The sequence below is a fragment of the Nocardia sp. NPDC050630 genome (assembly GCF_044457245.1).
GTDB lineage: Bacteria > Actinomycetota > Actinomycetes > Mycobacteriales > Mycobacteriaceae > Nocardia.
In genome coordinates this window covers 56,593-75,843 of sequence record NZ_JBITGN010000021.1, presented here as the reverse complement: position 1 = coordinate 75,843, position 19,251 = coordinate 56,593, and the positions used below count along the sequence as shown (strand labels likewise).

The window sequence follows — 19,251 nt, the reverse complement described above, 5'->3', positions numbered from 1 at the left end:
CACACCACCATGCGAATCCCGTTCGATCCCCGGCGCAGTAAGCGCAGGACGAATCCCGACGGCACCATGTCGTTGGTCGAGCATCTGCAGGAGCTGCGCCGTCGGCTGCTGGTCTCGATCGCCGCGGTCGTCGTCACCACGCTGTTCGGCTTCTTCTGGTACGCGCACACGGTCTTCGGTATCGAAAGCCTGGGTTCACTGCTCACAGGACCGTACTGTTCGCTACCCGCCTCGTCGCGGGCCGTGCTCACCACCGACGGCGCTTGCCGCCTGCTCGCGACCGCGCCCTTCGAACAGTTCATGCTGCGACTGAAGGTCGGCATGACTGCGGGCGTGGTATTGGCCGCCCCGGTGTGGCTGTCTCAGATCTGGGCCTTCATCACGCCCGGTTTGTACGCGAAGGAGCGCAAGTACGCGGTCGGATTCGTCACCTCCGGCAGCGCGCTGTTCGTGACCGGCGCCGTACTCGCGTATTGGGTCGTCGCGCATGCGTTGAGCTTCCTGCTGAACATCGGCAACAACGCGCAGATCACCGCGCTGAGCGGTTCGCAATACTTCAGCTTCATCATCCAGCTGCTCGTCATCTTCGGTGTCAGCTTCGAAATCCCGCTGCTGGTCGTCGGATTGAATCTGGTCGGGGTGCTGCACTACGACAAGCTCGCCAAGTGGCGGCGCGGAATTGTCTTCGGGCTCTTCGTCTTCGCCGCGATCGTGACCCCGCAGGATCCGTTCTCCATGCTGGCATTGGCGCTGGCCCTGACGGTGCTGTTCGAGGTCGCCATCCAGTTCTCCCGGATCAACGACAAGCGGCGCGCGCGTCGAGAGGCCGAGGAATTGGCGGCACTCTCGGATGAGGACGCCTCCACGATCTCCGGCCCCGAGCCGATCAACCCGGCCGATTCGATCATGGAGCCCCCGGAGAAATCGGCGCGACCCGTGTCGGACTACTCCGATACCCTCTGAGCGTGACGTATCACCAGTCGCAGGCGGGCGAGCTGGCAAAGTTCTCCGCCGAGCTGACTTTCGGGTTGGATCCCTTCCAGCGCAATGCTTGCAAAGCCCTCGAGGGCGGGCACAGCGTGCTGGTCTGTGCTCCCACCGGCGCGGGTAAGACCGTCGTCGGCGAATTCGCGGTGCACCTGGCATTGGCGGCGGGCGGAAAGTGTTTCTACACCACGCCGATCAAGGCGCTGTCGAACCAGAAGTTCGCCGATCTGACCGAGCGGCACGGACGCGACCAGGTCGGCCTGCTCACCGGTGACCAGTCGATCAACCCGGACGCGCCGGTGGTCGTGATGACCACCGAGGTGCTGCGCAATATGCTCTACGCCTCCTCGGACGCGCTGCGCGGACTGTCGTATGTGGTGATGGACGAGGTGCACTACCTCGCCGACCGCTTCCGCGGCGCGGTGTGGGAGGAGGTCATCCTGCATCTGTCACCGGATGTGCGGCTGGTCAGCCTGTCCGCGACGGTCAGCAATGCCGAGGAATTCGGCGCGTGGATGGAGACCGTGCGCGGCGATACGGCGGTGGTCGTCGACGAGACGCGCCCGGTGCCACTGTGGCAGCACGTTATGGTCGGGCGGCGGATGTTCGATCTGTTCGATACCAATTCCAGCGATCAGAAGGTGCTCGTCGACGAGGATCTGGTGCGCTATATCCGCCACCGCGAGGCGGCGGACCGGATGAACGGGTGGGGTGGCGGACCGCGCGGTCGCGGTGGCAACCGCAACTTCCGGCCGTTGCCCCGGCCGGAGGTGCTGGCCAAACTCGATGAGGAAGGGCTGCTGCCCGCGATCACCTTCATCTTCAGCCGGGCCGGATGCGATGGCGCACTTGCCCAATGCCTGCGTTCTCGACTGGACCTCAGCCGTGCGGACGAGGCCGAAGAGATCGACGCGATCATCGAGAAGCACACCGGGGATCTGCCCAAAGGTGATCTCGAGGTGCTCGGCTACTGGGAGTGGCGCGAGGCGCTGCGCCGGGGCTTGGCCGCGCATCACGCGGGTATGTTGCCCGCCTTCCGGCATACCGTCGAGGAACTGTTCGTGCGCGGCTTGGTGCGGGCCGTATTCGCCACGGAGACATTGGCATTGGGCATCAATATGCCCGCGCGGACGGTAGTGCTCGAACGGCTGGTCAAATACAACGGTGAGTCGCACGCGGAGCTGACGCCGGGGGAGTACACACAGCTCACTGGTCGGGCCGGACGGCGCGGAATCGATGTCGAGGGCCATGCGGTGGTGCTGTGGCAGCCCGAGGTCGACACCAGTGCGGTCGCCGGTCTGGCATCCACCCGAACCTATCCGCTGCGCAGTTCGTTCCGGCCGGGCTACAACATGTCGATCAATCTGATCGATCGGATGGGCGCGGACGAGTCGCGGGCGCTGCTGGAGCGGTCCTTCGCGCAGTTCCAGGCCGACCGATCGGTAGTGGGATTGGTGCGCGGGATCGAGCGCAACGAGGGGCAGCTGCGCAAGCTGCGCGATCAACTCGGCGGCGAGGACGGCGGCTTCCTGGAATACATTTCCCTGCGCGAGCGGATCAAGCAGCGCGAACGTCAGATCGAACAGCAAGGTCGGGCCGATCGGCGCGGGGCCGCGGTCGACGCGCTGGTGTCCCTGCGGCGCGGTGATGTGGTGGCCATTCCGTCCGGGCGGCGGGCAGGGCTCGCGGTGATTCTGGAGCCTGATGTCACGCCGGGGGATCCGCGTCCGCTGGTGCTGACCGAGGACAAATGGGCGGGGCGGGTGTCGGTCGCTGATTTCCCGGTACCCGCCAAGACCCTCGGCCATATGCGGCTGCCGCGCAAGATCGATCACCGCACGGCACGGACTAGGCGCGATCTGGCCTCGGCATTGCGCAGCACCGGTATCTCCGCGCCGGGTCGGTCGCGGCGTGGCGATCGTTCGAAGGCGGGCGAGGACCGCGAGCTATCGACTTTGCGGCGCAGTCTGCGTTCGCATCCGGCGCACACCCGGCCCGATCGCGAACAGATGAGCCGGGTCGGCGAGCGCTACAACCGGCTGCTGCGCGAGACCGAGACGATGCGCCAGAAGGTTGCCGCAACTACCAATTCGTTGGCACGCACCTTCGATCGGATCCTCGGCCTGCTCCAGGAGCGTGGGTTCGTGGACGCGGGCGAGGTGACTGCCGACGGTCGTCGGCTGGCCAGGATCTACGCCGAAAGCGATCTGCTGGTCGCCGAATGTCTGCGACAGGGGCTGTGGCGCGGGCTGGGGCCGGCCGAATTGGCGGCGGTGGTTTCGATTCTGGTGTACGAATCCCGCCAGGAGGGCGGCTATCTCGGTGCCAGCGGCCCAACCGAACCGGTTCGCCGTGCGGTCGGCGCGACCGTCGGCGTGTGGAGCGAGTTGCGCTCGGATGAGGCACGGCACAAGCTGCCGCCCACCCGTGAACCGGATCTCGGTTTCGTGACAGGTGTTTACAAATGGGCGCGCGGCGATGGGTTGGCCGAGTCGTTGCTGGCCAGCGGTGATCAGAACGCGCCGCTGTCGGCTGGCGATTTCGTGCGGTGGTGCCGACAGGTGATCGATCTGCTCGATCAGATCCAGGGAACCGCCGACGATATCGAGGTCGCGGGGACCGCGGCCAAGGCCGTGCGCGCGATCCGACGGGGTGTCGTAGCCGTGGACGCCGCGTAGCCGATTCGATTGTGATTTGATTTCTTTCGCGTACCGACCGTGGCGGAGGAGTCGGACAGGAACGCACCTCATACCGGGTCGGTCCTGTTGTGCGACGAGTCTCACGCGGGGGGCTACCGTGTGTATAACGATGCGAGTGGAGGCAACCAGATGAGCGGCCCGTACGGACCGAACGACGCCCCTGGTCCCGGGGAGGGACGCAACGATCCCACCCAGCAGTGGGGCGGACAGCAGGCACCCGGTGCAGCCGGACCGACCCAGCAGTGGGGTGGTACCCCGCAGTCGCAGCCGACCCAGCAGTGGGGCGATCCGAACGCGCAGCAGCCGTGGGGTCAGCCGAATCCGCAGAGCCAGCCCAGTCAGCCGCAGTGGGGTCAGCCCAACCCGCAGAGTCAGCCGAGCCAGCCGCAGTGGGGTCAGCCCCAGCCCAGTCAGCCGAGTCAGCCGCAGTGGGGACAGCAGCCGACCCCCCAGCAGGACTGGTCGGCACAGCAGGGACAACAGCCCTGGCAGCAGGGCCAGCAGCAACCGTGGCAGCAGCAGACCCCGCAGCCGAGCAGCGGCGGCAAGAGCAAGGGCCTGTTCATCGGCCTCGGTGTGCTCGCGGTTGCCGTCATCGGCGCCATCGTCGTGCTGGTACTCGTGCTGACCGGCAAGGACGAGCTCGACCAGGCCGCCGTGCAGGACGGCGTCAAGAAGGTGCTCTCGGATTCCTACGGGATCCAGGACGTCGCCGATGTCTCCTGCCCCTCCGGCCAGCAGGTCAAGGTCGACGCGACCTTCACCTGTGACCTGAAGGTCAGCGGTGAGCAGAAGAAGGTCACAGTCAAGATCACCAAGGACGACGGCACCTACGAGGTCGGCCGCCCGAACTGAGGGTTCATCGGTCGAGGTTGGCGAGCGGGTGTCGGTGGGGCGGCCCCGCTGCTCGTCGTAGGTGGCGAGTACATAGATGTGGCCACGATCCCGTCTTCTGCTCTGGGTAGGCCAAGACGCATTCGGGGTACAAGCTGCGCTCGGCAGGCCGAGATGCGCTCGGGTTGGCCAAGTTTGCGTCCGGGGTAGGCCCAGCTTGTGCTCGAGGGTGGGCCCGACTGCCGAGTGGAGCAGACAATGCCGAGTACCTCGTCCCGGCTCTTGCCGATTGCGCGGCCGTAGGGCTCGACATGGACAGGCAGTACTGGCGCACAGGTTGTGAGTACCTCGCCCACACTGCACAACCTCTGCGAGGCCACTACCGGGTATGTGAGGTCCCGTACCTGTGCGTGGCCCGCGGTTATGCCGTATACGCCGCGGCCAGTGCCGTGATGAGGCGGGTGATGGGGCTCTCCGCGTTGTAGGCGGCGGCCAGTTCGCGGAGGCGCTCCGGGTCGACGGGGGTCCTGGGGAGAGTATCGGGGCAGGAGAGTTCCACATCGGCGTCGCAGACCACGCGGGTGACCGGGGCGGCGGCCTTCAGGTATGTCTCGGCGGCGCGGAGTTTGGCGCGAATGCCCTGCGCCAGATCGGCGGCGGGGTCGTCGACGGCCGCGGTGAGCGCGTCGAGGGATCCGAAGCGGGAGATGAGCATCGCAGCGGACTTCTCACCGATACCGGCGACGCCGGGCAGTCCATCGGAAGAGTCGCCGCGCAGGGTCGCCATATCCGCATAAGCCGGGCCCGCGTTCTCCAGCGGCACACCGTATTTGGCGGACACCTCGGCCGGGCCGAACAATTCGGCCTTGGCGAGGCCGCGACCGGCAGAGAGCACGCGCACCGGCGGCGCCGGATCGTCGCGGACGAGTTGGAGCAGGTCACGGTCGCCGCTGACGACCACCACCGGATCGGTGCGCTCGCGGGTGGCCAGCGTGCCGAGCACGTCGTCGGCCTCGAGTCCGACCGCGCCGCCGGTAGCGAGGCCCGCCGCGGCGAGCACATCGAGAATCATCTCGACCTGCGGGGTCAGGGTATCGGGCACGTCCTCGGCGCCGAGTGCGGCATCGGCGGCGGTGTCGAGGCGGTGGGTCTTATAGGTCGGCACCAGCGCCACCCGGAATGCGGGGCGCCATTCCAGGTCCAGGCAGACGACCAACCGGCTCGGCGTGTGCTTGGTGATGAGCGAGGCGACCATATCGGTGAAGCCGCGCAGCGCGTTCACCGGTCGGCCGTCGGACGCGGTGATCTTCTCCGGAATCGCGTGGAACGCGCGGAACCACAGGCTCGCGCCATCGAGCAACAGCAGGGGCCCGCCGGAAGTCGCAGTGTTCACGCCGCTGAGGCTACCTGTCCGCAATGACAACCTCGGGTGATCGGTATTCGTATTCGGGTGAATGTCGGGGACGGGTAACGTCGGGCGGTATGAGCTCGCACACGGAGTCCCGATTCGCGGCGGATGTCTACGGTGATCGACTCGAACGGGCGGTGCAATTGATGCGCGCCGCTCATCTGGACGCATTATTGATCACGCCGGGCCCGGACCTGCGCTATCTCATCGGCTCGGCGGCAGAGTCCTTCGAGCGACTGACCTGTCTGGTGATCACATCGGATGGTGCCACCCCGTCGGTTGTTATTCCGAAGCTCGAGTTGGCTTCGCTGGAAGGTTCGGCGGCGGGTGAACTCGGTCTGCAGGTATTGGACTGGGTCGACGGCGTCGATCCGTATCAGCTCGTGAAGTCGTCTCTGCATGTCGGCTCCCGGGTCGCGGTCACCGATGTCATGCCCGCGTTGCATCTGCTGCCGTTGGCCGAATCCGTCAGTGGACTGCCCACTTCGGCCACGCCGGTGCTGCGGGAACTGCGCATGATCAAGGACCAGGCCGAAATCGAGGCGCTGCGTCGCGCGGGTGCGGCCATCGACCGGGTGCATGCGCGGATGGGGGAATTCCTGCAGGTCGGGCGCACCGAGGCCGAGGTCGGCGCGGATATCGCGGCGGCCATTGTCGAGGAGGGACATACCGAGGCTGCGTTCGTCATCGTCGGTAGCGGAGCACACGGTGCCGACCCGCACCACGGCGTCTCCGATCGTCGCATCGAAGCCGGAGATGTGGTGGTGATCGATATCGGCGGTCCGGTCGACCCCGGCTACTACTCGGACTCGACCCGGACCTACGTCCTCGGAGCACCCAACCCCACAGTGGCCACGCAATTCGGGGAACTGGAGCGCGCCCAAGCTGCCGCGGTCTCCGCCGTCCGTCCAGGTGTCACCGCCGAATCGGTCGACGCCGCGGCCCGAAACTTGTTGGCCGAAGCCGGTTTAGGCCCCGCCTTCGTCCACCGCACCGGCCACGGCATCGGTCTCTCGGTCCATGAGGAGCCCTATATCGTCGAAGGCAACAGTCTGGTGCTGGAACCCGGCATGGCCTTCAGCATCGAACCCGGGATCTATTTCCGCGGCGATTGGGGCGCACGCATCGAGGACATCGTCGTGGTGACCGAGGACGGCTGCGAGTCGATGAACCAGCGGCCGCATGGGTTGACGGTGCTCTGAAGTGGGCGGGGTGCAGCGTGTTACTTGTGGCGAGCATGTAGAAGTTCCGCCGACTCGATAAGTTCGCGCCTGCTCGGCGACGGCGCCGAGAATCGGCGAAGTAGCCTGGGGCGCAATGACTTCGGGTCCCAGATATGGTTGCCGTTGGGTTCAGACCGAAGTGTCCGCGAGGGTGCTGCTGGAGAGTACGCGCTGGACTTGGATGGCGATCACGACGCGGGTCGGGTTCTCTCGGGGGACTCGGTAGCGGCCCGCATAACGGTCGACGGCTTCCGCGACGTCGGCCGGATCGTCGAGCACTGTGGCCGGACCTTCCAAGGTAATCCAACGGATACCGTCCACCTGGCTCACTGCCGCGTAACCGGAGCGCCGCACATTGCGCACCTTCACCGAGCCGTCGTTGGTGATCACTCGTGCGATCCCGGCTTCCGCATCCCAGGTGAAACCCACGGCGACCACATGCGGCGTGCCGTCGGCGCGCAGGGTGGTCAAGGTCGCGAGGTGGCGCTCGGTGACGAATTCGAGTGCGGCAGTGGACAGCTGTGCGGTGCTGGTCGGCATCCCCTGACCGTAGCGGTATGGGGGCCACGCGGCACCGGCACCTACCGAGTGGACACATTTCGGCACGAACTGGTCAGTTCGATGTTCGGTGCGCGCTCGGATATTCTGACGCCGAGATCGACGATCGAGGGGTTCAGGATGCAGAGCACGAATGTCCAGTTGGCCGCTCGATGGTGGCAGTGGGCCATGTCGATTCCGATCGCCAAGAATCCGGTCTGCGACGAGACCGGAGCGTGCGCGGCCGAAAGTCAGCCCGGCGATGTCTGGTTCCTCGCCGGAACTTTCGGCGGCAAGGTCAGCCGAAGCTGCTCTGTGCCATTCGGTCGGCCGATCTTCTTTCCCGTCTTCAATATGTTCCAGAAGGTCGAAAGGTCCTTCTTCCCATTCGGCAGTCGGCCGCCGGTGGCTCCGACGGCGAGCGGTCACGCTGAGCTCAATGGCGTCGAATTGCCGCTGCTGGAAGTGACCAACCGCGCCGCATTCCGGGTCAACGCGGCAGCTGGCGGCCCGTTCCCGGTGACCGGCCGTTTCAAGGCGACGGCCTGGGGACTGTGGTGCAGGCTGGACGACTTGCTCCGTGGTGACTACATCCTCACCTTCGGTGGAGAATACGAGCCGGGCGGCTTCTGGGTCGAGGCCTCCTATCAGCTCGAGATCGTCTGACCTGGCCGATCGGGATATCGGGGCGGGGTGCGAGACTGGCGGCATGGGATCGCGTGGAATTGCCGAGGGGTCGGTGCTGGTACTCGGGGGCCGCAGTGAAATCGGGCTCACGGTGGCGCGGCGGCTGGCTCCAGGGCGAGTGGTGATACTGGCGGCGCGGCGCAGTGCAGAGTTGACGCAGGAGGGCGCGGCGGTGGCGGCGGCCGGGGCGACGGCAGTGCATACCGTCGAGTTCGATGCGGACGATACGGCGAGTCATCCCGCGCTGCTGGAGAAGATCGCGGCCGAATACGGGCGCATCGGGGTAGCGGTGGTCGCATTCGGCGTACTCGGGGATCAGGCGCGGGCCGAACGCGATCCCGCACATGCGATCGCGGTGGTGCATACCGACTATGTCGCACAGATCAGCGTGCTCACCATTCTGGCGAATCTGCTTCGCGCACAGGGCAGCGGACAGCTCGTCGTATTCAGCTCGTTCGCGGGTGCACGTGTGCGTCGGGCCAATTACGTCTACGGTTCGGCGAAGGCGGGTCTGGACGGATTCGCCAGCGGGCTCGCGGATGCGTTGCACGGCAGCGGTGTTCACCTGCTGCTGCTGCGCTGTGGGTTCGTGATCGGCCGGATGACCGACGGCATGGACCCGGCGCCGCTGTCCAGCACCCCCGACCAGGTGGCCGACGCGGTCGTGCGCGGTCTGCGCCGCCGTGCCGGTCGGGTCTGGGTTCCCGGCATCCTGCGTCCGGTCATCTTCGCTATCCGTCTACTGCCCCAACCCATCTGGCGTCGGATGCCGCGGTGACGGCAGAGTGGAGCGGATCGCCGATCACAGTGGTCGGTATCGGCGCCGACGGGTGGAGCGGGCTCGGTGAGGCTGCGCGCAAAGCGGTCTCGGATGCCGAGGTGGTATTCGGTTCGGTGCGGCAACTCGAACTGATTCCGCGGGACGTCATGGTGACGCGGCGGGCGTGGCCTTCACCCTTGGTCCCCGCACTGCGCGGTCTGTTCGCCGATCACACCGATCGGCGGATATGTGTGCTGGCCAGCGGGGACCCGATGTTCTACGGCATCGGGGTGACATTGGCGCGGCTGCTCGGGGCGGACCACCTGCGGGTATATCCGCAGGCATCATCGGCATCGTTGGCATGTGCGCGGCTGGGCTGGGCGTTGGCGGAAACTCCGGTGGTGAGCGCGGTGGGACGGCCGATGGAGACCGTATTGCCCGAGTTGGCGGACGGGCGTCGGGTGTTGGTGCTGAGCGCGGACGAGCGCACACCGGGACAGGTCGCGGAGCTGTTACGGAACAATGGTTTCGGGGGGTCGACGTTGACCGTGCTCGAGCAGTTGGGCGGCCCGCACGAACGGGTCGTGCGCGATCGCGCGGCAGGGTGGGAGCTTGCTTGCGGTGATCCGCTCAATATCGTCGCCATCGACTGCGTCGCCGATCCGAAACACCTGCGTGCGACGCGGGTACCCGGCCTGCCGGACGAGCTCTTCGGCGGTGACGGTCAACTCACCAAATCCGAGGTCAGAGCGTTGACACTGGCCGCGCTGGCGCCCGCGCCCGGGGAATTGCTGTGGGATGTCGGCGGGGGTTCGGGCAGTATCGCGATCGAATGGTGCCGCACCCATCCTGGCTGTCGAGCGGTGAGCTTCGAGCGACTCGAACACCGGCGGCGGCAGATCGCCGACAACGCCGCCGCCCTTGGTGTTCCATACATCGATGTGTTTGGAGATATACGCACCGACATCGGAAAATCTACCGAATCTTGTCCTCCGGACGCAATATTTATCGGTGGCGGGCTCACGCAAGATGGCGTACTCGAGACATGCTGGTCGGGTCTACGCCAGGGTGGTCGATTGGTGGCGAATGCCGTGACGGCGGAATCCGAAGCACTGCTACTGACTTGGGCCGCCGCGCACGGCGGTGAACTGCGGAAGTTTCAGATTTACCGAGCCGAAGCCCTCGGCAAGTTCACCACCTGGCGGCCGCAACTGCCCGTCACCCAATGGGCCGTTGTGAAACGCGGATCGGTCTGAAAATATCGCTTCGCGGGTGAGGCCGGCGGTAGGGTCGGTGCCCGAGATCCGGACGCTATCGCCGGATCCCTGTCCTGTTGGGGAGATTTATGAAGTACAAGAAGTTCGCCGCCACCGCGTTGATGACCGTGGCCGCCACCGGTATCGCGGCGGGTACCTCCGGCGCCGCTCCCGCCGCACCCGCGCCGGCCGTGCAGAACCAGGCCGCGCCAGCAGTGCAGGGCGAGGACCATGGTGTGAACTACGCGGTGCAGCTGGTCGACAAGTCGATTGTCGCGGCCGTCACCGGCGGCGCTTTCAGTCTCGATGCCGATCAGAACTACGTCACTGTGAAGAACACCGAAGGTGCCGTCGTCACCTCGATTCCGCTGAAGGCGCAGGTCGGCGCGCAGTTGATCCCGATCGCGGCCACCATCGACCCCGCAGGGCAGAAGCTGACGCTGACACCGCAGCTCGAGCCGACCGCGGCGATCAGTGCCGAGGCCATCTCCTCGCAGGAGTGGTTCTTCAGCGAACTGCAGCGCGCCTCGCTCGGTGCGGTGATCGGCGCGATCATCGGATTCTTCTTCTTCGGCATCGGTCTGCCGGTGGGTGCGCTGATCGGCCTGCTCATCGCGGGCGGTCCGAACCTGATCAATGCGGGCATCGCCTACTTCAGCGGGCAGCCCTGAAAACTCTGATTCTGGGCGGTACCCGGGAAGCCAGGGTAATCGCCCACATCGCTTCCGGCGAACGAGGATTCGATATCGTCTCCTCGCTCGCCGGTCGTGTTCGCGACCCATTGCTGCCGGAGGGGCCGGTTCGGATCGGCGGCTTCGGTGGTGTCGTCGGAATGCGGAAGTGGTTGGCGAATAATGAGATCGCGGTCGTCATCGATGCCACACATCCGTTCGCGGGCACGATCAGTGCGAACGCGCATAGTGCCGCAACGGATCTCGGCCTGCCGATACTGCATGTGCGGCGGCCGGGGTGGTCCGAACAGCCCGGTGATCGGTGGATCCGGGTGCCCGACCTCGACGCGGCGGTGCGGGAGGTCGCCGAGCTGGGCGAGCGCGTCTTCCTGACGATCGGCCGCCAAGGTGTCGCGGCCTTCGCGGGCCTGACGAAGCAGTGGTTTCTGATCCGTGCCATTGATCCACCCACCGGGGCGCTGCCGCCGCACCACGAATTGCTGCTCGCGCGTGGGCCTTTCGCACCGGCGGATGAGCAGCGTTTGCTGACGCAACACCGGATCGATGTGCTGGTCACCAAGGACAGTGGCGGCGATCAGACCGCCGCCAAGCTCGATGCCGCTCGCTGCGCGGACCTTCCCGTGGTCGTCGTCGACCGTCCCGCGCTGCCGCCCGGTGCGGTGGTCGTGGAATCCGTGGACGCGGCGTGGAAGTGGTTGCGGGATATCGCATCCCGCTGATTCAGCGGCCGAGTATGTCGGGCAGACGGTCGAACCAGGCGAGGACTGTGCGCTCGTAGCCGATGCCGAATTCGAGAGTGGCGCGTTGATAGGGAGACATGTCGGTGTGGTTGTCGTTGAGGTAGCGGTCGAGGCGTTGCTGGTGAATGTCCTTGTTGGTGGCGATGATTCGATCGAGGTGATCGGGATCGACGTGCTTGCCGAAGGACAGGGTCAGTAGCAGTGGCACCCGAATGGTTTCCGCGCCCGGGTCGCGGGCGATCCATTCGAGGAATGCTTCGCGACCGGCGTCGGTGATCTGATAGGGGGTGCGGTCGCGCGCCCCGGTCTCACCCTTATCGACGAGTCCGGCCGCGTCCATGGCGGCCAGTTCCCGGTAGACCTGGCTTTGGGTAATGGTCCAGAAGTCGCCGATCCGGTCCTGGGCCTGCGCCACCAGATCCCAACCCGACATGGGACCGTCGTGCAGAAATCCGAGCAGCGAGGCCGCCGTGGAATTCAGCGTTTTGCGTTGCGTCGAGGTGTTCGCCAACGGACTGCTCCCTTCGATCTCAACGTTCCATAGTGGAATGTTATACGACTTCACTGGCGATCGGTGGAGGGCTGCCGCGGGATGTCGCTAAGATACAACTTGTGTCTAAGACGTATTCATCTGCTGAACTCGCCTATCGCGAGGTCAAGGAACGCATCCTGACCGGCGCACTGCCGGGCGGTGAGCTGATCAGTGAGGGCGAGATCGCCGCCGATCTCGGTATGTCGCGGACCCCGGTGCGGGAAGCATTCCTGCGACTCGAGGTGGAGGGGTGGATGCGGCTGTATCCCAAGCGGGGCGCGCTGGTGGTGCCGATTCCGCCCGCCGAGGCCGAACACGTCGTCCATGCTCGCTATGTCGTGGAGACCGGGGCGGTCCATGCGGTGGTAGCGCAGCAGCGTTCCGCGCTGATCGCCGAACTGCACGCCTCGTTGGACCGCCAGCGCGAGGTGGCCGCTGCCGCGGACTTCGAGCGCTTCGCGGTGGCGGACACCGACTTTCACCGCACCTACGTCGTCGCTGCGGACAATCCGTTGCTCACCGGGTTCTACGACTCGCTGCGGGAGCGGCAGCGTCGCATGAACAGCGCCGCACTGCACCGTGGTTCGACCGATACCGCCCGCATTATCGAACAGCACATGCGGCTGGCCGATCTGATCGAAATCGGCGATGCGGCCGGATTCGCCATCGCGCTCGTCGAGCATATGTCCGGCGTGCACCAGCTGGAAATGCGAGGCCTATAGTGGCCACGCTGCTCGCGGTCGACACCGGGTCGCCGGGAATTCGGCAGAGCGCGCGGCATTGGCGGGGTGTCGCGGTCGCGATGTTCGCGATTGCCTGGGGCGGAAACGAATTCACGCCCCTGCTGGTCCTGTACAAGGGCAACGGGCTGCCGGTCACCACGGTCGACCTGCTGCTGTTCGACTATGTCCTCGGCATCGTGCCCGCCTTGCTGATCGGCGGACCGCTCTCGGACCGCTACGGCCGTCGCATGTTGCTTCGCCCGGCGCCGTTGATCGGCGCGACCGGTTCGCTACTGCTGGCCTTCGGATCGGCATCGGTGCCGATGCTCTCGGTCGGACGGGTGCTGTGCGGCGTGGCGCTCGGGTTGGCGATGGCGGTGGGAAGTAGTTGGCTGAAGGAACTTTCGCACCCGCCGTTCGGGCCGGAGCTACCCGCCGGGACGGGGGCGCGACGTTCGGCGATGAGCCTGACCGGTGGGTTCGCCATCGGTGCCGGTGTGGCGGGTGTGCTCGCGCAATGGGTGCCGCTGCCGAATACGTTGGCGTATCTGATCAATGTGATGCTGTGTCTGATAGCAGCCATCTGGGTGGCCAGAGTGCCGGAAACGTTATCGCCGCAGCCGAACTCGGGACGACTGATCGATGATCTGAAAGTTCCCGCAGCCGCGCATCGCAGGTTCCGGTGTGTTGTGCTACCGGTCGCGCTGTGGTTGTTCACTTCTGCCGCAACGGCTTACGCGGTGCTGCCCGCTCTGATGGCGCCGAAGGTGCACAGTGCACCGATCGCCTTTTCGGCGTTGATCACGGTGATCACGTTGGGCTGTGGTTTTGCGATCCAGTCGCTGGCACGACGAGTCGATCGACCGGGCACCGCCCGTGCGGCTGTTGTGGCGCTGGTGTCGGTTGTGTGTGGAATGGTCTCGGCCGCATGGACATCAGGTGCATTGGCCCTCGTGCTCACCATCGTCACCGCTGTCGTGCTCGGTGCCGGATATGGAATCGGGCTGGTCGCTGGACTGCAGGAGATCGAGCGCATTGCCCGTCCCGACGACCTGGCCGGACTGACCGCGGTGTTCTACGCGGCGAGCTACCTTGGCTTCGGCATTCCCGCGCTTCTGGCATTCCTACACGAGTCATTCGGCCTGGGATACCCGGCAATGTTCGCCGCCGCCGCTGTGGGAGCGGCGGGGTGCCTAGCGCTCGTCGTTCGGAATTACCGCAGCTGAGATCCGTCGGGGATGCCGATCGACATCCCCGACAATGCTGCCGTTCGGCCCGGACATGTAGCCGTCGATGGTGGTCTGGACCTGGAGCTTCAGTTTGCGCATTCGAATTGCCTTTCCGGTTGTCGCGGTCCGTCCGGCCCGCTGTTGATCATGCCTTCAGCGTGGCCGAACCCGTGTCGAAATTTGCACGGTTTCCTGCAGAATCGGAATCAGCGTTGGTAGCGGCGCGAGGTGTAGACCCTGGTGCCCTGGTCGGACTCGATGACGGCAGTGGTGGAGGCGCCGATGATCAGCAGTGTGCGCATATCGACCTCGGCCGGATCCAATTCGGCGAGGGTGACCACACGGACGGATTCGGTGGGTCCGCCGACATCGCGAGCGAGCACCACCGGCGTATCGGGCTTGCGATGTTCGAGCAGCACCTCACGCATCGCGGCGACCTGCCAGGTGCGTTGACTGGAGGCCGGGTTGTAGATCGCGATCGCCATATCGGCCGCGGCTACCGCCGAAAGTCGTTGCGCGACAACCTCCCACGGCTTGAGCCGATCCGAGAGCGAAATCATCGCGTAATCATGGCCGAGCGGCGCGCCGACCCGGCTGGCCACGGCATTGGCCGCGGTGAGCCCGGGCAGTACTCGCACCGGCACCCCTTGCCACTGCGGATCGGCGGATTCCTCGAGTACCGCGGCCGCCATCGCGAAGACCCCGGGGTCACCCGAGGAGACGACAACGACCTTGGCCCCGTGCTTCGCGAGATCCAATGCCATGGCGGCACGTTCGGATTCCACCCGGTTGTCGCTGGCGTGCCTGCGCTGCCCGGGCCGTGACGGCACTCGATTGATGTAGGTCGTGTAGCCGACCAGATCGGTGGCCTCGGCGAGTGCTCGTTCGACTTCGGGCGTGGTCCAGTCGGGTGAGCCGGGGCCGAGCCCGACGACTACGACTTCGCCGGGGCCGCCGGCGTCTCTGGGATCCACGCGGGCTAGCTCGGCGTAGGCCTGTTGTACCGAGCGGTGCGGATCCGGTTCTGGATTCGCGAGGCGCACGTCTGCCGCGGATTCCGCGCTGATTCCGATTGATCCGGCGTTCGTGACCGGGATGGCCGCCGTGTCGGCGGAGGAATGCTGATTTCGCACCGGATTCGGAAGAGACAGTGGAGACGTCTGCTGCGGTACGGGGACGACGGTGCGGTCCGCCGCGGATTCGTTGCTGGCGTCGATGGTTCGGTTCGACCAGGCGTTCGCGATCGGGGTGGCCGTCGTGCCGACGGCAGGCTGTCGAACTTGCACCGAATTCGCCAGGGGCAGTGCGGTTGTCGGTTGGGGGCCGGGAACGAGGGTGATCGAGAAGTACGGCACGTCCGCGTCGTCGACCTCATCGGCGGCGAGCACACGCTCGCGGGCGCTGCTCGCGCGTTCGATGTAGTACGCATCGGCGAGGCGGCCGGAGTCCGAGAGTGCTCGGCGCACACCAGGATAGGTGCGGCCGAGTTTCATGATGGCGGCGGCGTCGGTGTCGCGGAGGCGGCGGGTGAGTTCGTCGGTGGGCATGGTGCCCGGCAGGACGGTCAGCACCTGCTCTCCTTCGACGAGCGGGGTGCCGAGGGCCGCCGAGGCCGCGCTCACCGAGGTGATGCCGGGGATGATCTCGGCTTCGAACCGGTCGGCCAATCGACGGTGCATGTGCATGTACGAGCTGTAGAACAGCGGATCGCCCGCGGCGAGCAGCGCAACGGACCGGCCTACCGCCAGGTGCGTGGCCAGGCGTTCGGCGGCCTGCTCATAGAACTCGTCGATGGCGCCCTGATAGCCGCCGGGGTGGTCGGTCGTCTCGGTGGTGACCGGGTAGATCAGGTGTTCTTCGATTTGGCCAGTGCGCATGTACGGCGCGGCGATGCCGCGCGAGATGCTGCGGCCGTGGCGTGCGCTGTGGAAGGCGATGACATCGGCTTCGGCGATCACCCGCGCCGCCTTCACTGTCACCAGCTCCGGATCTCCGGGGCCGAGTCCGACGCCCCACAACTTGCCGCTGCTCATTCCTGTTCGCTCGCAATCGCATTCAGTGCCGACGCGGTAATGGCGCTGCCACCGCGCCGCCCACGCACCGTCAGATATTCGATCCCGCCGAATTCGATCAGCGCGTCCTTGGATTCGGCAGCCCCGACGAAGCCGACCGGTATGCCCAGGATGGCAGCGGGTCGCGGCGCACCCGCTTCGATCATGTCGAGCAGATGGAACAGCGCCGTCGGTGCGTTCCCGATGGCGACTACCGCGCCCTCGAGGCGATCACGCCACAACTCCAGCGCCGCGGCCGACCGCGTATTGCCCATTGCCGCAGCCAGTTCCGGCACCCGCGAATCGCCGAGGGTACAGATCACATCATTGTCGGCAGGCAACCGCTTGCGCGTCACACCGGACGCGACCATCTGCGCATCACAAAGAATAGGAGCCCCCGCGCGCAGCCCGCTTCGCGCCGCCGCCACCACACCAGGCGAAAACGCCACGTCCCCCGCCAGATCCACCTGCCCGCACCCATGAATCATCCGCACCACAACCTGCGCCACATCCGGCGGAAACCCACTCAGATCCGCCTCCGCCCGAATCATCGCAAACGATCGCCGATAGATCTCGGCCCCATCAGTGACGTAAACAGCGGACATGCCCCCCACCATATGAGCCCTTCCTCCTCACCCCCGCTGCGGGTCGAGAATGCGATGGTGGCGGAAACGTCGAGAGGGCCTGCGTGGATGCGTGCTCGGCGGATCAGGTGCGGGGACGTTCGAGGATTCGGGACATGACTATGGAGCTGCGAGTGCGGCCTACTCGGGTGTTTTCGCGGATGCGTTCTACGGTGGATTCGATTTCGGCCATGTCGGTCGCCATGACGTGGACGAGGGCGTCGGCTTCGCCTGCGATGGTCCAGACGCCGACTACCTGGGGGATCGGTTCGAGGCTGCGGCGCAGTTCGGCGGGAGTGATGTTGTCGCGGTAGTAGACCTCGACGTAGGCCTCGGTGGTCCAACCGAGTGCGGCCGGGTTGACCAGTGCGGTGAAGCCGGTGATCTGGCGGCTGGCGACCATCTTGTCGACGCGGCGCTTCACCGCGGGCGCGGACAATCCGACCTTCGCGCCGATCTCCTGGAACGAGGCGCGCGCCGACTTGAGCAGATGCGCCAGGATCTGCCGGTCGATGTTATCCACGCCACACCCACTTCCGATCGGCGCAATGATTCGATGGATTCTGCCGGTCATGCGCAATGAATCGTTGTTTCTGGCGCAATACTAGGCGAATTACCTTCGTGTCAGTGGAATGCTCCGCGCCTACCTCCGGGAGACACGTTGACCTCTGTAGCCACCCTCCGTTTCGAGCCCGTGCGGCAGCCATCGCCACGTCAGTTCGTGATGTGCCGTCCGGATCATTTCGATGTCTGCTACTCGATCAATCCGTGGATGAATCCGCAGCAACCCGTCGATCGTGCGCTGGCGCTGTCACAGTGGGAGACACTGCGCGCGACATTCGAGCATTACGGCCATCGCATCGATGTGGTACCCGGGGAGCCCGGTCTGCCCGATATGGTTTTCGCCGCGAATAGCGGGCTGATCGTGGGTGATCGGGCGATGTCGGCGCGGTTCACCCATGCCGAGCGGGCCGCGGAAGGTCCCGCGTATCACCGCTGGTTCGCGCAGCTGGGGCTGGTGGAGTTGATCGGGGCGCAGGAAATCAATGAGGGCGAAGGTGACTTCCTGCTGGTTGGTGAGCGCATGCTGGCCGCGACCGGATTCCGGAGTTCGATTGCGGCACACCGTGAGGTCCAGCGGTACTTCGATCTGCCGGTGGTTTCGCTCGAACTGGTCGATCCGCGCTTCTATCACCTGGATACGGCGCTGATGGTTCTCGATGACATGAATGTCGCGTACTTCGCGCCCGCCTTCAGTGCCGCGAGTCAGGCGATACTGGCCGAGCTCTATCCGGATGCCATCCTCGCCACCGTTGATGATGCGGTGGTTCTCGGACTGAACGGCGTCTCCGATGGGCTGAATGTCTTCATCAGCAGCCGCGCCGACAACCTGGCTTCGGAGTTGCGTGCGCAGGGGTACAACCCGGTGGGCGTCGATCTGTCGGAGTTGTTGAAGGCCGGTGGTGGAGTGAAGTGCTGCACGTTGGAGATTCACGAGGATCCACGGAGTGCGCCGACCGCGGTCGCTTCATAATGCGCGAGCATCGCTGTTAGAACGGGAGTTGGGTGCGCCAACCGCTGACGCCCGGTTCGGCCAACGGATGGACCTCGGCGACGAATTTGAACAGCAGGAGTGCGCCGCTGATCTGTAGCAGGGCCAGGGGGATTTCCCCGACGCAGGCGATGACGATGGAGAACCAGACATCGCGCGAGTTGGCGGTCGCGATGTCGAACCAGGCATCCACGAGCAACAATAGGCCGGTACCGAATGCGGGCAGCATCAGCAGCTGCTTGCGTTGCCAGCCGAGATAGGCGGTCGTCGCCATCATGATGACCAGCAGGATGTCGAACCCGACCCAGGTCAGCGTCCAATTGCGCGCCTGATAATCGGGTGGCAGCGACACCGCGAGATACACGATCCACGGAATCAACGCGATGGACCCACCCACCATCAGCGTCAACCGCACCCGCCGATGAATCCGCACGACCTCCGGCCGCGGCAATACCCGCTCCGGCGGCAACTGCAACCGCCGAATCAACTCTCGCCGCTCCTGCGCCGACATCGCCTCGATCTCCGCGTCACCCAGCCGCCCGACCGTCATCGGAACACTCCTCCCACGAGTCAACCGCTGCCCTCACCGTGCCACGGGCCGTGCCCGAGAGCCAGATCGCCTGGGCCATGTGCGGCAAAAGCTCGGTCCACTTGCCATGCGCGACACGCGACACGGCGTACTGGCATCGTTCGCGGTGTCCTTGATCGGTCCGCTTGCG

General features: G+C 65.7%; 19 protein-coding genes. 12 read left to right on the top strand and 7 right to left on the bottom strand.

Annotation, left to right across the window (positions count from 1 at the left end; translation table 11 throughout):
• Positions 1-9 precede the first annotated feature (9 nt).
• The 3 genes from tatC to ACIBG0_RS34840 all read left to right on the top strand — a co-directional run bounded on the left by tatC (position 10) and on the right by ACIBG0_RS34840 (position 4,541).
• Entirely contained in the window at positions 10-963 is a 954-nt protein-coding gene (gene tatC, locus ACIBG0_RS34850; protein ID WP_397038563.1) for a twin-arginine translocase subunit TatC, read from the top strand.
• Positions 960-3,665, top strand: coding sequence for a DEAD/DEAH box helicase (locus ACIBG0_RS34845; RefSeq protein WP_397038674.1), 2,706 nt, complete (start codon positions 960-962; stop codon positions 3,663-3,665). Before tatC ends, ACIBG0_RS34845 begins: the two co-directional genes overlap by 4 nt.
• 150 nt (positions 3,666-3,815) lie before the next feature.
• Positions 3,816-4,541 (top strand): DUF4333 domain-containing protein, encoded by a 726-nt coding sequence (locus ACIBG0_RS34840; protein WP_397038562.1) that lies wholly within the window; start codon positions 3,816-3,818, stop codon positions 4,539-4,541.
• Between the two features lie 400 nt (positions 4,542-4,941).
• On the opposite strand, the gene ACIBG0_RS34835 is transcribed toward ACIBG0_RS34840, so the two are convergent.
• Complete coding sequence (locus tag ACIBG0_RS34835; RefSeq protein ID WP_397038560.1) at positions 4,942-5,913, bottom strand: 5'-3' exonuclease H3TH domain-containing protein; 972 nt, start codon at positions 5,911-5,913, stop codon at positions 4,942-4,944.
• 89 nt (positions 5,914-6,002) lie between these two features.
• On the opposite strand from ACIBG0_RS34835, the gene ACIBG0_RS34830 reads away from it, so the two are divergent.
• Positions 6,003-7,130 (top strand): M24 family metallopeptidase, encoded by a 1,128-nt coding sequence (locus tag ACIBG0_RS34830; RefSeq protein WP_397038558.1) that lies wholly within the window; start codon positions 6,003-6,005, stop codon positions 7,128-7,130.
• 150 nt (positions 7,131-7,280) lie between these two features.
• On the opposite strand, the gene ACIBG0_RS34825 is transcribed toward ACIBG0_RS34830, so the two are convergent.
• The gene (locus tag ACIBG0_RS34825) at positions 7,281-7,691 is read right to left on the bottom strand and encodes a PPOX class F420-dependent oxidoreductase (protein WP_397038557.1); all 411 of its coding nucleotides are present in this window, start codon (positions 7,689-7,691) and stop codon (positions 7,281-7,283) included.
• Between the two features lie 138 nt (positions 7,692-7,829).
• Here ACIBG0_RS34825 and ACIBG0_RS34820 point away from each other — a divergent pair, with 138 nt between their 5' ends.
• The 5 genes from ACIBG0_RS34820 to ACIBG0_RS34800 all read left to right on the top strand — a co-directional run bounded on the left by ACIBG0_RS34820 (position 7,830) and on the right by ACIBG0_RS34800 (position 11,802).
• Complete coding sequence (locus tag ACIBG0_RS34820) at positions 7,830-8,354, top strand: hypothetical protein (RefSeq protein WP_397038555.1); 525 nt, start codon at positions 7,830-7,832, stop codon at positions 8,352-8,354.
• A 43-nt stretch (positions 8,355-8,397) separates the two neighbouring features.
• Positions 8,398-9,153, top strand: coding sequence for an SDR family NAD(P)-dependent oxidoreductase (locus ACIBG0_RS34815; protein WP_397038554.1), 756 nt, complete (start codon positions 8,398-8,400; stop codon positions 9,151-9,153).
• Positions 9,132-10,391, top strand: a complete 1,260-nt coding sequence (gene cbiE, locus ACIBG0_RS34810; protein ID WP_397038672.1) for a precorrin-6y C5,15-methyltransferase (decarboxylating) subunit CbiE — start codon at positions 9,132-9,134, stop codon at positions 10,389-10,391. The genes ACIBG0_RS34815 and cbiE overlap by 22 nt, the downstream gene beginning before the upstream one ends.
• A gap of 89 nt (positions 10,392-10,480) precedes the next feature.
• Entirely contained in the window at positions 10,481-11,062 is a 582-nt protein-coding gene (locus ACIBG0_RS34805; RefSeq protein ID WP_397038552.1) for a hypothetical protein, read from the top strand.
• A complete protein-coding gene (locus ACIBG0_RS34800; RefSeq protein WP_397038670.1) occupies positions 11,059-11,802 on the top strand; it encodes a cobalt-precorrin-6A reductase in 744 nt (247 codons plus the stop codon). The genes ACIBG0_RS34805 and ACIBG0_RS34800 overlap by 4 nt, the downstream gene beginning before the upstream one ends.
• 1 nt (position 11,803) lies before the next feature.
• On the opposite strand, the gene ACIBG0_RS34795 is transcribed toward ACIBG0_RS34800, so the two are convergent.
• Positions 11,804-12,334, bottom strand: coding sequence for a PadR family transcriptional regulator (locus ACIBG0_RS34795; RefSeq protein ID WP_397038550.1), 531 nt, complete (start codon positions 12,332-12,334; stop codon positions 11,804-11,806).
• Positions 12,335-12,435: 101 nt separating this feature from the next.
• Here ACIBG0_RS34795 and ACIBG0_RS34790 point away from each other — a divergent pair, with 101 nt between their 5' ends.
• Both ACIBG0_RS34790 and ACIBG0_RS34785 read left to right on the top strand, forming a co-directional pair.
• A complete protein-coding gene (locus tag ACIBG0_RS34790) occupies positions 12,436-13,077 on the top strand; it encodes a GntR family transcriptional regulator (protein ID WP_397038548.1) in 642 nt (213 codons plus the stop codon).
• Positions 13,078-13,157: 80 nt separating this feature from the next.
• A complete protein-coding gene (locus ACIBG0_RS34785) occupies positions 13,158-14,303 on the top strand; it encodes an MFS transporter (protein ID WP_397038668.1) in 1,146 nt (381 codons plus the stop codon).
• A gap of 209 nt (positions 14,304-14,512) precedes the next feature.
• Here the strand turns inward: ACIBG0_RS34785 and cobJ are convergent, their stop codons facing one another.
• The 3 genes from cobJ to ACIBG0_RS34770 all read right to left on the bottom strand — a co-directional run bounded on the left by cobJ (position 14,513) and on the right by ACIBG0_RS34770 (position 17,503).
• Complete coding sequence (gene cobJ, locus ACIBG0_RS34780) at positions 14,513-16,339, bottom strand: precorrin-3B C(17)-methyltransferase (RefSeq protein ID WP_397038546.1); 1,827 nt, start codon at positions 16,337-16,339, stop codon at positions 14,513-14,515.
• Complete coding sequence (locus ACIBG0_RS34775) at positions 16,336-16,962, bottom strand: precorrin-8X methylmutase (RefSeq protein WP_397038544.1); 627 nt, start codon at positions 16,960-16,962, stop codon at positions 16,336-16,338. The genes cobJ and ACIBG0_RS34775 overlap by 4 nt, the downstream gene beginning before the upstream one ends.
• Before the next feature lie 103 nt (positions 16,963-17,065).
• On the bottom strand, positions 17,066-17,503 hold the full coding sequence (locus ACIBG0_RS34770; protein WP_397038543.1) for an Lrp/AsnC family transcriptional regulator: 438 nt from the start codon (positions 17,501-17,503) through the stop codon (positions 17,066-17,068).
• 138 nt (positions 17,504-17,641) lie between these two features.
• Between ACIBG0_RS34770 and ddaH the strand changes: the two genes are divergently transcribed.
• Positions 17,642-18,514, top strand: coding sequence for a dimethylargininase (gene ddaH / locus ACIBG0_RS34765; RefSeq protein ID WP_397038542.1), 873 nt, complete (start codon positions 17,642-17,644; stop codon positions 18,512-18,514).
• 16 nt (positions 18,515-18,530) lie between these two features.
• Here the strand turns inward: ddaH and ACIBG0_RS34760 are convergent, their stop codons facing one another.
• Positions 18,531-19,082 (bottom strand): hypothetical protein, encoded by a 552-nt coding sequence (locus ACIBG0_RS34760; protein WP_397038540.1) that lies wholly within the window; start codon positions 19,080-19,082, stop codon positions 18,531-18,533.
• Positions 19,083-19,251 lie beyond the last annotated feature (169 nt).

Excerpts from the sequence above, each read along its gene's own strand:
- tatC (WP_397038563.1), top strand. The coding sequence starts at position 10 with ATGCGAATCCCGTTCGATCCCCGGCGCAGTAAGCGCAGGACGAATCCC.
- ACIBG0_RS34760 (WP_397038540.1), bottom strand. The coding sequence starts at position 19,082 with ATGACGGTCGGGCGGCTGGGTGACGCGGAGATCGAGGCGATGTCGGCG.
- ACIBG0_RS34785 (WP_397038668.1), top strand. The coding sequence starts at position 13,158 with ATGTTCGCGATTGCCTGGGGCGGAAACGAATTCACGCCCCTGCTGGTC.
- ACIBG0_RS34840 (WP_397038562.1), top strand. The coding sequence starts at position 3,816 with ATGAGCGGCCCGTACGGACCGAACGACGCCCCTGGTCCCGGGGAGGGA.
- ACIBG0_RS34805 (WP_397038552.1), top strand. The coding sequence starts at position 10,481 with ATGAAGTACAAGAAGTTCGCCGCCACCGCGTTGATGACCGTGGCCGCC.
- ACIBG0_RS34825 (WP_397038557.1), bottom strand. The coding sequence starts at position 7,691 with ATGCCGACCAGCACCGCACAGCTGTCCACTGCCGCACTCGAATTCGTC.
- cobJ (WP_397038546.1), bottom strand. The coding sequence starts at position 16,339 with ATGAGCAGCGGCAAGTTGTGGGGCGTCGGACTCGGCCCCGGAGATCCG.
- ACIBG0_RS34815 (WP_397038554.1), top strand. The coding sequence starts at position 8,398 with ATGGGATCGCGTGGAATTGCCGAGGGGTCGGTGCTGGTACTCGGGGGC.
- ACIBG0_RS34830 (WP_397038558.1), top strand. The coding sequence starts at position 6,003 with ATGAGCTCGCACACGGAGTCCCGATTCGCGGCGGATGTCTACGGTGAT.
- ACIBG0_RS34820 (WP_397038555.1), top strand. The coding sequence starts at position 7,830 with ATGCAGAGCACGAATGTCCAGTTGGCCGCTCGATGGTGGCAGTGGGCC.
- ACIBG0_RS34775 (WP_397038544.1), bottom strand. The coding sequence starts at position 16,962 with ATGTCCGCTGTTTACGTCACTGATGGGGCCGAGATCTATCGGCGATCG.